Consider the following 12,594-nt stretch of genomic DNA (forward strand, 5'->3'; position numbering starts at 1 on the left):
AGTCACCGATGAAGTCGCGGGTAAAATACTAAAAATTTAAAAAAAACTATTTAAAACGCTCAAAGACTTGATTTTATCCTGATGCATCTGGGTAATAAGTTCATCCAGATTAGCAAACTTTTCTTCACTACGAATGCGATCGAGAAAAAGCAAGGTAATTTCCTGACCGTATAGATTACCGGAGAAATTAAAAATATTTACTTCAACGGTTTGGTTCGTGCCGCCCACTGTAGGATTAGTACCAATACTCAGCATGCCACCAAATAGCTGATTTTTAATTTTTACCTGCACTACGTAAATACCTTGTCTGGGAATTAGTTTATGCTGTTCCGTGATATTTAAGTTAGCGGTTGGGTAGCCTAAGGTGCGGCCCAATTGTTTACCCAGCACCACTGTTCCCACTAAGGCATAATAGCGGCCCAAATAAGCAGTGGCTGTTTTAATTTCGCCGGCTTCTAGCGCCGTCCGGATTTTGGTAGAACTTACGGCTACATGGTCAATGTCTTGGCGCGGTATTTCTTCTACTTCAAAACCTAATTCGGGGGCATGTTGCCGTAAATATTCAAAACTACCGGCCCGGTTACGTCCAAACCGGTGATCGTAGCCAATAACTAATTTTTTGGTGCGAATGGTTTTTATGAGGATTTCCGAGACAAACTGTTCCGAGTCTAAATTGGCAAATTCGCGGGTAAACGGAATAATTAAGAGATAATCTACGGCAAAAGCCGCCAGTTGTTCAATCCGTTCTTCTATGGTGGACAACAAATGAATATTTTGAATTTCTGGTTGGAGAACCAGACGAGGATGGGGCCAATAGGTAATCACCACACTTTGCCCATTTATAGCTTGTGCTAGCTGAATCAGGCGTTGCAGAATTTTCTGGTGGCCACGGTGTACGCCATCAAAAGTGCCGCTAGTAACCACTGCCTGGCTTAGTTCCGGAAAATCAGTAAGGCTACGAATTACCTGCATGTTGTTCTTGTCTGTACTTCCGGATTTCCTGAATATTGTCCAGGGTAAGCGCTTGTCTTAAGTCGTATTCCCCGATTCGGGTGCGTACTAGTTGTGATAAATAAGCCCCGCAACCCAATTTTTGCCCAAAATCGCGGGCCAAGCTGCGGATATAGGTACCTTTGGAGCATACCACCCGAAAATAGACTAAGGGCAGTTCTATTTGCGTAATTTCAAAAGTTTTGATAAAAATAGCCTTGGCCTTAATCTCGGCCTCCTCGCCCCGCCGGGCCAAAGTATAAGCTCGTTCCCCGTTTATTTTAACTGCCGAAAACAAAGGCGGTATTTGATCAATCTGTCCCAGGAAAGAAGCGGCAGCAGCCTGAATATCTTCAGTAGTTATGTGCCGGTAATCCAAAGTTTGATCGACGGCTGTTTCCAGGTCGAACGAAGGAGTGGTCTGGCCAATGGTAAAATGACCCGTGTATTCTTTTTCTTGGCTTTGAATTTCGTCTATTTTCTTGGTAAACTTTCCGGTGCATAAAATAAGCAAACCCGAAGCTAAAGGATCTAAAGTGCCGGCATGGCCGATTTTTTTAATTCGAAGCTGGTTCCGTACTTTTTTTACCACATCAAACGAAGTCCAATGTAAGGGTTTATTCATCAGTAGGATTTCGCCGGCTTCAAAATCGTAGTCTTTCATATTACACACTTAAATCAACTCCGAACAATAAGAGCAACAACAACAAAGCCCCCACAATAATGCGGTAAATACCAAAAACCCGGAAGCCATACTTCGTTAAGAAATTAATAAAAAACTTAATAGCCAGCATCGCTACTATAAAAGCGACTAAGTTGCCTAATAAAAGTGTTTGCACATCGTGCGCCGATAAGTGGTTTAAGCTGGACTGTATTTTGTACGTATTCATTTTCAGAATATCATCTTTAATGTCCAGGTGCAGGAAGTCAGTGATAAATTTATAACTGGCCGCGGCCAGCATGGTAGGTATAGCCAGGAAAAACGAAAATTCGGCCGCCGCTTTCCGGGAAATACCTTGGGCCAGGCCGCCAATAATGGATGCCGCTGAGCGGGAGACTCCGGGAATCATGGCAATGCATTGGGCAATACCAATTATAAAAGCTTGTTTAGCCGAAGGCGTGCTGTGCATTGGATCATTATTAAACCATTTATCTACAAATAACAGTACTACGCCGCCCAACACCAAAGAGATGGCAACGGTAACCACGCTCTCCAGCATGGCATCAATTACATCGTTGAGTAAAAAACCAACCACAACGGCTGGGATAAAGGCAAACAATAACTTTTTATAAAAATCCAGCGATTGAAAAAACCGCTTCCAGTATAATACCAGCACCGATAAGATCGCTCCGAACTGAATATTAACCGTGAACATTTTGGTAAATTCCGATGCGGTAATGCCCATTAAACTAGAGGCAATAATCATGTGACCGGTGGAAGATACGGGTAGAAATTCAGTAAGGCCTTCTACGATAGCCAGAATAATTGCGTGCCAGAAACTCATTTAAACTTTTTTGCGATCTTTCACCAGAATGGCGAAAAACTCGATAATAAATCCTATAACTAAAAAAATTGGTCCTAATGTAATACCCAAAAATCCTTCGCCGTAAGGCTCCTTATCCAGGGTCATGATAATGAAGCCGATACCCAATACCACCAAGCCTACAATCATTAACAGGTAGTTGCGGCGACCAAAAGCAAACTGATTTTTATTTTCCATATTTCTTAAGACGCTAGATTTTAGATCCTAGACGTTAGAATTATTATGTATAAGTTGTTGTGAAAATTTAAATATTATGTTCGGTATTCTTCAAATAATTTAAGTCTGGTATCTAGTGTCTAGCATCTAATTAATAAAGTTCATCCAGGGATAAACGCATGTATTTCCGTACGGCCCGGTAAGAGCTGATATACCCGATGATCATACCCAATAGGACTAACAAACCCGCCAGAATGATTAACTTGGTTTCATCCCGGAGGAGGTATAATTCATTGATTTGATAATACGCGTACGTTAACAACCCCAAAAGCATCCCGGAGGCCAGCAAGCCGCTGATTAAACCTTGTATGATCGCCCGGTTCATGAAAGGCCGTTGTATAAAACCCGAGGTAGCGCCCACAAGTTGCATGCTCCGGATAAGAAAACGCTGGGAGAACATAGCCAGTTTGATAGTATTATTAATTAATATAATAACCACCAACACCAGAATGCCGGCGAAGCTAAGCAGTATAATGCTGATTTTTTTAAATTTTGATTGATAGAATCAATTAGACTGGCTACGTATTGCACTTCGTACACCCCGTCTATTTCTTCCAGTTCGGCTTTTATTTTCTTTAAGTGCTCCGAATCGGCAAAATCCGGGTTAATGTTTAATATGTAGGCATCGCGCAGCGGGTTATCGCCCAGAAAAGCCATAAAATCCTCGCCACTCTCCTGAATAAACTCTTTTGCGCCTTCTTCTTTCGAGAAAAAACGTACCTGCGGTTCTTGGTTTAAGTAAGCAATGTATTCTTTTTGCGAAAAAATATTTTTCATGCGGGCCAGTTGCGTCTGGGTTAAATCAAAATCCAGGTAAACCTGTACTTCAATGCTTTGCTTCACCACATCGGATAATTTACCCGCATGAATGAGTAAGGTGCTGAACAAGCCAATAACGAACAAGGCCAGGGTAATGGTAAAAATAACCATCGCGTGTGGGTAACTGCCAAGCTTTTTTTACGGGTAGGTTTGGAAGGTTGTCTGGCCATAAATTCTTTTGCCCGGCGAAATTAAGAATAAAAAGCTCATGTTTCAACATTTACCGGCTTCCATTTACCAGTTACCAAGTAGCATGTACCAAATACTATTTATCCCAAGCGTGATTTCGTTTGATAAATAGTAATGATTGATAAAAGATCAAAATCTCTTTGAGATGCTTCCGATAGTTATAAATTCAAGTACCAAGCCTGCAGTTTTTTTAAAAATTCTTACTTCAAGTGATTACCTGCCAATATAAAGCTGAATAAATGTTTGCTTATTTAACAGATAACCTTTGATAAATAATAATTGGTAGCTGGTCATTGATAACCTGGTAAATGTTATAATCCTACCCGGTCATCAGAGTCAATTATGATTTTCTCGGGCGGTTTGCGCATCCGGCGACGCAATTTCCGGCGGGCAAAAAGCTCGGAGAAAGAATCGAACCGTTCGGTGTGCAAAATACTGCCGCGTAAACTGCTCACGGTATTTTGGCCAAAAGTAGTGTAGGAATACGGAAGAATGTTGTATTCTAGTTTAAGTCGAAGCTTTCCGTCTTCCCGCATAAAAATATCGGCGCGCCAAGAACCCGGTACTTCGCCGTTAGTCGGATTATAATTTGGATTAGTAGGATCGGTGTTGTTGTAATTACTTCCCGGCAATCCGCCTTCGTGACTTAACCGCAAGCGTCCTTTAAAAAAAGAGTAACTGAGCCGAAGTTGTAAATCATTTAATTGTTGTCCGGTAAACCCATCCAGGCCAATATCAATTTCCAGGTTGCTATCGAGTTGCGAAATTAAATTACCTAATTGGTTAGATAAAGCCTGACTTAAACTACTGGTTAAGCCAAGCGCATTATCTACCTGAGCACTTACATTTGATTGTGAAGCGTTAGCCGGATCGGATAAACGTTTTAAAATGAGTAGATTAAACACCTGCCGGTTCAACTCGTCCTGATTATTACGGATATCCGCTAAATAAGCATTTATCTGCGTTTCGAGCGCCGCCGGAGTTTCCTCAAATTCCAGGTTAAGCTTAATTTCCGGGGAGAGTAATTTGCCATCTAAATCCATAACGGCCGTTACGGGATAACGAAAAGCGCTTTTATCCGGAGAAATACTGGTAGGTAAAGCAATGCGCTGGGTATAGGTGGCGGTTAAGTCCATAATACCGGCGTATGGGTCGCCGTTCCAGGTGATGGTGCCGCCGGGCCGGATATTAAAGCCTTTCCGAATGATGTTATACAGCGTAAAATTGTAATAACCTTGCACAATTTCCACCTGGCCGTCCATGGAAAATTCACCGCGGGTATCGATATTTAAGTTTATCCGGCCGTTACCGGAACCCCGTACAATATCGCCGGTTTCTTCATCAAAAATTATCTCCAATTCGGCTTCTTGGGTAATCCCCAGGTTAAATTTTAAATTTATACCGGCCAGGTCTACTCGCGGCGCATTCACCGCAGGACCCGTAGCTACGGAGTCTGCTCTTTTATGATTGACAAACTGGATATAACTTTGTTGCCGGGCTTCCTGCTGCCCATCCAACGGGATCGACATTTTTGTACCCGCGTCGCTGCGGGCGTTTACGGTAATAAACAAATTAGAAGGTTCACCGGTTAAGCTGGCTGTGCCGCTAGCAATGGCCGTACCGTAATACAAAGAATTTTGCGCCCGCGTCGTATTTAAAACCATAAAACGACGAAATTCTCCTTTTAAATCAAGCTTCATATTCCGGAAGCCTTCGTGTTGGATGCTCCCCGCAATGGTTGCCGGATTGTTAAACATGTCCCGGATTCGAATATTCTGAAAGGTGATATCTTTATCAGAAAAATAAATACGATCGCTAAACGTATAATAGGTGTTTAAATAATTCACCCGAAAGCGTCCGTTTGTAACGAACGCCGACCCAATTAATACCGGCGCGTTTAAACGGCCGTTTATTTGTACCCGGCCTTCCATAATACCCGATAAATCGGAGAAAAGCGTTTTTAACAAAGGTTCAACCAGTTTTACGGGAGCTTCGTCCATTACCGCCAATAAATTCAACGGGTTCGTTTCCGAACGGGGATTATAATCGCCGGTAACCGAAACTACGCGCATGTTGCTCCGGAATATGCCTAAATCTACTTTAATTTTATCTTCATTCTTATCCCAATCGGTAGAGCCATTAATTTCGCCGATGTAAATAGTATCCAGGCGTAAGGAGTCTACGGTTAATTTGCTGAGTATAATGGATTTATTAAATAAGTTGGAGGCCGACGCCTTGGCATTTAAAACCCCAAAAATCTGCTGATTAATAAGGGGAACCAAATTTTGCAACTGGAAGTTTTTAACATCCATTACTAATTCCTGCTCGGGATCCCGGGAAATAAATCCGGCCAAGTTAATGCTCTGATTCTCGAAATACAGTTCCAGATTATTTACTTCAATTTCTTTACCAGCGCCGCCGATTAAGATGCTGTTCGTAGGCCGGATGTTCCATTGTTTGCCTAATACGTTAATGTTAGACTGATTAAATACAATCTGAATTTTGTCGGGTGGAAAGCTGATATTGCCGGCTACGGCCGCTTTGTTGGTACTGTTGCTTTGCGCAATATTGGCCGCAAAATTAATGGTACTGTCGTTCCAGATACCTTCTATAAACAAATTTTCGGAAGGAGCAGCGGTGGTAAATTGTTGCGTACGCGACGAGAACACTAAACTGGCCAATATGTTGGTGCTGGTCCGTAATTTAGAATTATCAAACTCCAGTTCGTTGTTATAAAATTGGTATTTGCCGTAAATTAGGGTGTCCAGGTGGCTATACAAGTTAAAAGTGGAATTACGGCCTTGCCGGAAAGTACCGGTGAACAATGTGTTTTCGGCCAGGTATACATCCGGTAAATACGCTCTCAGCAAGGAATTGCCTTTCTTAAACCGCAGGTTCATGCTCAACTCATAGTCCGGACCTTCGTAAGGCTTCTTTTTCTGGTAGTAAGATTCGGTGGCCGCTTTATTGCTTTTAAAACTTAGTATATCTTCCCGCACAAACGTAGTTAAGTCCGCTATTAGCCGAGAAATTTGAAAATTACCGGAAACCGTAAAGTCCAGAATGTTGCTGCTTACCGCAACAGAGCGATTATCTGAGTTAATGGCAGACTTTATGGAAACCGAATCAAAATTTATGACTTCTTTCCCGTAGGTAAGCGATGTTTGCTGCAAAGTGGCCTGACCTAACAAATCGTTTAGGTTGATACCGGTAAAATTTAAACTGGCGTTGGTTTGCAGAATAAATTTTTTGTTAGATAATTTTAAGGCTTGTAAATCGGCCCGGGTAACGGCAGTGGTAAGGTCGAAAGTTGGTTGGGCTTGGCTTAAATTAATAGTTCCGTTGGCCGAAAGCACTAAATTAGGATCATTAATTTTAATTTTTCCGGCTACTAACTGGCGGCTTAAAGTAGCATCGGTAGTTAAGTTGCGGTAAGTATAGCCCATTATGCCAACCGAACGGATCGTCGCATCCAAATTCAAACGGGCGTTCCGCAGGTTGAAGCCGGTACCTTTTACCTGTCCGTTCATCGAAATAGATTGCAAGGTACGGGTATCGCCTAATAACTTTCCTAATGCAAATTGGTCGGTTCGTAAATCGCCGGTATATGTAGATAAGTCTGGGTTTTTATTAATTTTTAAATTTATATCCGACACTACTTTTCCTAAGGCCGTGGCAAAAGAACCATGCGCCACGAAATCAGAATAAAAGCCGAGAAAATCGCCTTGTAGTTTAATGGTGCCTAAGCGTTCTACCAGGGCGTAATTTTTAGCCGGAATAAATTTTTTCAGATCACGAGCCGTAATTACCGAAGGTTTTAATTTTAAATCGGCAAAAGTTTCTTTATAACGCGGTAAGCCATCGGCGCTTAAATTACCCACGATATGGGTTTTATCACCGTAGTAAAGATCAATGTTTTTGGCATTAAAGCGCCGGACCTTACCTTTAGCCTCGCCGGAAATTAAAATTTTGTCGTGCCATTCTTTTAATTGCGGGGCAAATAAAGCAATGTCATCGGAAAAAATAGCCGCGGAATCAAGCGTAGCGGTTACCTGCACACTGTCGTTAAAAGAGGTAAAATTTAAAAAACGCTTATAATCAAACCGTACATAGCGACGCAGGTTGCTTCGATTTAAGCGTAGGTCTAAGTCGGCAAATTCCCAAAAAGTAGACGTGTATACCATGCGGGCGTCTAGGTTTTTGAGTTTGGCATTAGATTTATGTTCGTGGGCTTGTAAATCGGTGAGGCGAATTTTAATGGTATCGCCTAAGATAATGTCAGAAACAGTAACATTTATGCTATCAATATCCAAGTGCTGGTAATCCATACCAAAAGCAGTAGGTTCGCGTTTTTGATTCTCGTAACGGAATTGACCGTTCTTCAGAATTAAATTGTTTATTTTAAAATCAAACTTAGCTTTAGCCGTTTGGGTAGTATCTTTTTTAACCAGTCTTTTAATGGCCGCTATAAAAACACTTAAATTCATAGAATCGGCCGTTTTGTAGCGGACAAAAGCGGCGTGCGGATTGGTAAGTTTAAGCTCGTTAATGGTTAATTGCCGGTAGTTCCGCGGTGAAAATCCACTTAAACTAGCTTCCGCTTCCCCGATATAAAATAATTCTTGTTTATTCCGATCAAGAACTTTTACTTTTTCCAGTATAACTTTGTTAAAAAAACGGATGGCTACCCGTTCAATGGTAACCTGGTGACCAATTTTAGCAGAAAGTACGGAGGAAGCTTTTTGTACTGCCCTGGTTTGAATAGCCGGCTGGCGCAAGGCAATTACTAAACAGGTAAAAAGTAAAATAAAGAATAGAAACAAGCCTAAAACTATTCTTAGAGTAGTTTTGATAACACCAGCCCATTTATTTTTGTTGTTTTCCAAATAAATATGAGTCCTACACTATTAGCAATTGAATCTTCCTGCGATGATACTTCGGCCGCCGTTATTCGCGGCGGCAAGGTCTTAGCCAACATCGTAGCTACCCAGGAGGTTCATAAACAATACGGCGGCGTGGTTCCGGAATTAGCTTCCCGGGCGCACCAGCAGAACATTATTCCGGTAGTAACGCAAGCCTTACTTACGGCAAAGATAACAAAAAAGGAGTTAGATGCAGTAGCCTTTACCCGCGGTCCGGGTTTGCTCGGCGCTTTACTGGTTGGTTGCTCTTTTGCGAAAGCTTTTGCTTTGGGTTTACAGATTCCTTTGATAGAGGTAAACCACATGCAAGCCCACATTTTAGCGCATTTTATCGACGAACCAAAACCTGCTTTCCCTTTTTTATGCCTGACGGTAAGCGGCGGCCATACGCAAATTGTTTTAGTAAAAGATTACTTGAATATGCAGATACTTGGCCAAACTACCGATGATGCCGTAGGCGAAGCTTTTGACAAATCCGCAAAATTAGTAGGTTTAGATTACCCCGGGGGGCCTTTACTGGACCAACTTGCTGCCACAGGTAATCCGGATCGTTTTACTTTTCCCATTGTGAGTATGCCTGGTTATGATTATTCGTTTAGCGGCATTAAAACGGCTGTTTTGTATTTTCTCCGCGATAATAAAACGCAAAATCCAAATTTTATTGCCGAAAACTTACCCGATATTTGTGCCAGTATTCAGAACGCCTTAATTCAAACTTTACTTAAAAAATTGAAATTAGCGGCGAAAGAAACCGGGATTCGCGAAATTGCCATTGCGGGCGGCGTTTCGGCTAACTCCGGTTTGCGGCGCGCCATGCAAGAAGGTGCCACGCGTTATAACTGGAACGTGTACATTCCGGATTTTCAATATTGCACTGATAATGCGGCTATGATCGCGATGGTGGCGCATTATAAATTTCTGCAAGGCGATTTTGCTAACCAATACGTAAGCCCTGATCCCAGATATAAAGTTTAGCGAGGTTTCAAGTTGTTTTTTTAAATTTTTGCTTGATGCTTGTCTCTACCGGTCAAAGTTCCGGTTTCTTAATGCGGTAATATGTGCCACGTGATGTTTGCCGTGCCAGGCGTATAATCCAACGGCATTACTTAACGTTACTTCGCCAGACTGCGGGTGCACAAAGGTTCGTTGCCATTGTTCCGGCGTAAGCGATTCTAGCAACATAACCCACCGCAGATGCAATGCTTCTAACAAAATACAGGAAATTTCCACGGGAGCGTGTTTGCCATCAACCAACTCCGCCCACAAATGTTCTTCGTAAGGCTTAATCACGGGTTTTTCTTCGGTAAGGGCCAAATGGAAACGAACATAGCTATTGATGTGGCTATCGGCCACGTGGTTTACCGTTTGGCGAACGGTCCAGCCACCTGGCCGGTACGGAGTTTCTAACTCTGCTTCGCCTAAGTCTTTAATTGCTTTGCGCAAAAGAGCCGGCAAATGGCTGATATCCTGGATGTATTCTTTTAGTTCATCCGCCGAGTAAGTATTTTTGGACTGGAACTTACCAATAGGGTAACGAAGCGAATCAATCGATGCTGTAGTCATAAAAATTTAAAAAAATAGAATGATTGATCAATAATATAAAAACTTTGCGAATAGTAATCCACAACTATTAGGTATTGCTTGGTATGAGTACCCGACCGGAGTTTGCTCCCGAACTAAAAACCCGGTAATTTTGTAATTGGCTATATAAAGGTAATATGATTGTTTTGCAACATACCGTCGTGAGCGACGATTTAAAAGATAAATTTTTCGTGTGTAACCTGGATAAATGCAAAGGAGCTTGCTGTGTGGAAGGTGATTTAGGCGCTCCTTTGGAAGAAGAGGAACTAACCATATTAAAGGAAAACTACGAAGTTATTAAGCCTTATCTTTCTTTAGATGGCCAAAAAGCTATTGCGGAACAAGGTTTGTACATTAAAGACTGGGAAGGCGATTTTTCCACTACTACCATCGGGAACCGGGAGTGTGCTTATGCCATTTATGACGCAAATTTAACTTTAAAATGCGGGATTGAGCAGGCTTATCTGGCAGGTAAAATTACATGGCGTAAACCTATTTCGTGCCATTTGTATCCCATTCGGATTACCAAATACGATGGATTTGAAGCGTTAAACTATGATAAATGGCAGATTTGTAATGCGGCTTGTAATTTTGGCCAAGACCTAGGCGTGCGGGTGTACCAGTTTTTAAAAGAACCACTTATCCGCAAATACGGAGCAGAATGGTACCAGGAACTGGAAGATTTAGTAATGGCTGAAGAGCAAGTTAATAATAAATAATTTTATCTAAACAAGGCGGTGGTTATGCACCATAATTAAGGTAAATCGGATACAATTAACGTCCCAGTTATTCCTGCATAATAGGACCTTATGATATCTGGAGTTAAACCGTTACAAATACGACTTTTTAAATTTTACAAAGCAAAAAGCCCGATTTTTCGGGGTTTTTGCTTTGTAATCTTCTGGATTTTGGCCGGATATTTAGGCTTTTTTACTACTATTTTAACTACTCAGCTATTTTAGTAAAGTCGTAAGTATCCAGATATTTGGTGGTAAAATTACCAGATTTAAAATTTTCATCGTCCATCATGGCTAAATGAAAAGGAATGGTTGTTTTAACCCCTTCTACTACAAATTCACTTAAAGCCCGCTTCATTTTAACAATAGCTTCTTCCCGGGTTTGCGCCGTGGTGATTAATTTGGCAATCATGGAATCGTAGTTCGGCGGAATGGTATAACCAGCGTATACGTGCGTATCTACCCGAACCCCATGACCACCCGGAATATGCAGGGTGGTAATCTTGCCCGGCGCTGGCCGAAATCCATTCATTGGATCTTCGGCATTGATCCGGCATTCAATCGCGTGCATCTGCGGATAATAATTTTTACCGGTAATGGGTACTCCAGCCGCAACTTTAATCTGTTCTTTTATAAGGTCAAAATTAATTACTTCCTCGGTTATCGGGTGTTCCACCTGAATTCGGGTATTCATTTCCATGAAGTAAAAATTTTTATGCTTGTCTACCAGAAACTCAATGGTACCCACTCCTTCGTAACGAATAGCCGAAGCGCCGGCAATGGCGGCTTTGCCCATGGCATCGCGTAAATCCTCGTTAATAAACGGGGAAGGCGTTTCTTCGATTAATTTCTGGTGGCGCCGCTGTATAGAGCAATCGCGTTCCGATAAATGGCATACTTTCCCATATTGGTCGCCTACTAATTGAATTTCGATGTGGCGGGGCTCTTCTACGAACTTTTCCAGGTACATGCCATCGTCCCCAAAAGCCGCTTTTGCTTCGGTGCGCGCACTGTTCCAAGCCTTTTCAAATTCTTCGTCGGAGTTAATAATGCGCATACCCCGGCCACCACCACCGGCGGTAGCTTTAATAATAACCGGATATTTAATTTTATGGGCCAGCTTAATACCTTCTTCTACGGATTTGAGTAAGCCTTCGGAACCCGGAATAGTAGGAACCCCGGCTTTTTTCATGGTAGATTTAGCCGAAGATTTATCTCCCATGGCATGAATCATTTCGGGAGTAGCGCCAATAAACTTAATGCCGTTTTCCTGACAAATACGCGAAAATTCTGCATTCTCGGATAAAAAGCCGTAACCCGGATGAATGGCGTCGGCATTGGTTATTTCGGCCGCAGAAATAATGCTGGGAATATTTAAATACGATAAGGTGCTGGATGGAGGGCCAATGCATACAGCTTCGTCTGCAAAACGGACGTGTAGACTTTCTTTATCGGCGGTAGAGTAAACCGCTACCGTTTTAATGCCCATCTCTTTACAGGTGCGGATAATACGCAGGGCAATTTCGCCGCGATTGGCAACCAGTATTTTTTTAAACACAGTTTATTAAAATTAGAAATTAGAAATTATGAATTAGA

The 12,594-nt window shown here is 42.0% G+C and carries 11 protein-coding genes; 2 read left to right on the plus strand and 9 right to left on the minus strand.

Annotated features, from left to right (window positions below):
- Positions 1–36 precede the first annotated feature (36 nt).
- The 7 genes from AHMF7616_RS07735 to AHMF7616_RS07760 all read right to left on the minus strand — a co-directional run bounded on the left by AHMF7616_RS07735 (position 37) and on the right by AHMF7616_RS07760 (position 8,644).
- Positions 37–972, minus strand: a complete 936-nt coding sequence (locus AHMF7616_RS07735; RefSeq protein ID WP_115372366.1) for a bifunctional riboflavin kinase/FAD synthetase — start codon at positions 970–972, stop codon at positions 37–39.
- Complete coding sequence (gene truB, locus AHMF7616_RS07740) at positions 956–1,654, minus strand: tRNA pseudouridine(55) synthase TruB (RefSeq protein WP_115372367.1); 699 nt, start codon at positions 1,652–1,654, stop codon at positions 956–958. The genes AHMF7616_RS07735 and truB overlap by 17 nt, the downstream gene beginning before the upstream one ends.
- 1 nt (position 1,655) lies before the next feature.
- Positions 1,656–2,495, minus strand: coding sequence for an undecaprenyl-diphosphate phosphatase (locus AHMF7616_RS07745; protein WP_115372368.1), 840 nt, complete (start codon positions 2,493–2,495; stop codon positions 1,656–1,658).
- Positions 2,496–2,711 carry a DUF3098 domain-containing protein gene (locus AHMF7616_RS07750; RefSeq protein WP_115372369.1) on the minus strand — a complete coding sequence of 72 codons (216 nt, stop codon included), beginning with the start codon at positions 2,709–2,711 and terminating at the stop codon, positions 2,496–2,498.
- A gap of 130 nt (positions 2,712–2,841) precedes the next feature.
- On the minus strand, positions 2,842–3,189 hold the full coding sequence (locus AHMF7616_RS27060) for a cell division protein FtsX (protein WP_233507399.1): 348 nt from the start codon (positions 3,187–3,189) through the stop codon (positions 2,842–2,844).
- Positions 3,174–3,680, minus strand: a complete 507-nt coding sequence (locus AHMF7616_RS27065) for a cell division protein FtsX (protein WP_233507400.1) — start codon at positions 3,678–3,680, stop codon at positions 3,174–3,176. Before AHMF7616_RS27065 ends, AHMF7616_RS27060 begins: the two co-directional genes overlap by 16 nt.
- Positions 3,681–4,069: 389 nt before the next feature.
- A complete protein-coding gene (locus AHMF7616_RS07760) occupies positions 4,070–8,644 on the minus strand; it encodes a translocation/assembly module TamB domain-containing protein (RefSeq protein WP_115372370.1) in 4,575 nt (1,524 codons plus the stop codon).
- Positions 8,645–8,650: 6 nt separating this feature from the next.
- Between AHMF7616_RS07760 and tsaD the strand changes: the two genes are divergently transcribed.
- Positions 8,651–9,655 carry a tRNA (adenosine(37)-N6)-threonylcarbamoyltransferase complex transferase subunit TsaD gene (tsaD, locus tag AHMF7616_RS07765; RefSeq protein WP_115372371.1) on the plus strand — a complete coding sequence of 335 codons (1,005 nt, stop codon included), beginning with the start codon at positions 8,651–8,653 and terminating at the stop codon, positions 9,653–9,655.
- A 45-nt stretch (positions 9,656–9,700) separates the two neighbouring features.
- Here the strand turns inward: tsaD and AHMF7616_RS07770 are convergent, their stop codons facing one another.
- Positions 9,701–10,243, minus strand: coding sequence for a YfiT family bacillithiol transferase (locus tag AHMF7616_RS07770; protein WP_199474152.1), 543 nt, complete (start codon positions 10,241–10,243; stop codon positions 9,701–9,703).
- A gap of 155 nt (positions 10,244–10,398) precedes the next feature.
- Between AHMF7616_RS07770 and AHMF7616_RS07775 the strand changes: the two genes are divergently transcribed.
- Entirely contained in the window at positions 10,399–10,980 is a 582-nt protein-coding gene (locus AHMF7616_RS07775; protein ID WP_115372372.1) for a DUF3109 family protein, read from the plus strand.
- A 226-nt stretch (positions 10,981–11,206) separates the two neighbouring features.
- Here AHMF7616_RS07775 and accC read toward each other — a convergent pair whose 3' ends face one another.
- Positions 11,207–12,556, minus strand: a complete 1,350-nt coding sequence (accC, locus tag AHMF7616_RS07780) for an acetyl-CoA carboxylase biotin carboxylase subunit (RefSeq protein ID WP_115372373.1) — start codon at positions 12,554–12,556, stop codon at positions 11,207–11,209.
- Positions 12,557–12,594 lie beyond the last annotated feature (38 nt).

It is taken from the genome of Adhaeribacter pallidiroseus, assembly GCF_003340495.1.
Lineage (GTDB): Bacteria > Bacteroidota > Bacteroidia > Cytophagales > Hymenobacteraceae > Adhaeribacter > Adhaeribacter pallidiroseus.

Excerpts from the sequence above, each read along its gene's own strand:
- AHMF7616_RS07735 (WP_115372366.1), bottom strand. The coding sequence starts at position 972 with ATGCAGGTAATTCGTAGCCTTACTGATTTTCCGGAACTAAGCCAGGCA.
- truB (WP_115372367.1), bottom strand. The coding sequence starts at position 1,654 with ATGAAAGACTACGATTTTGAAGCCGGCGAAATCCTACTGATGAATAAA.
- AHMF7616_RS07745 (WP_115372368.1), bottom strand. The coding sequence starts at position 2,495 with ATGAGTTTCTGGCACGCAATTATTCTGGCTATCGTAGAAGGCCTTACT.
- AHMF7616_RS07750 (WP_115372369.1), bottom strand. The coding sequence starts at position 2,711 with ATGGAAAATAAAAATCAGTTTGCTTTTGGTCGCCGCAACTACCTGTTA.
- AHMF7616_RS27065 (WP_233507400.1), bottom strand. The coding sequence starts at position 3,680 with ATGGTTATTTTTACCATTACCCTGGCCTTGTTCGTTATTGGCTTGTTC.
- tsaD (WP_115372371.1), top strand. The coding sequence starts at position 8,651 with ATGAGTCCTACACTATTAGCAATTGAATCTTCCTGCGATGATACTTCG.
- AHMF7616_RS07770 (WP_199474152.1), bottom strand. The coding sequence starts at position 10,243 with ATGACTACAGCATCGATTGATTCGCTTCGTTACCCTATTGGTAAGTTC.
- AHMF7616_RS07775 (WP_115372372.1), top strand. The coding sequence starts at position 10,399 with ATGATTGTTTTGCAACATACCGTCGTGAGCGACGATTTAAAAGATAAA.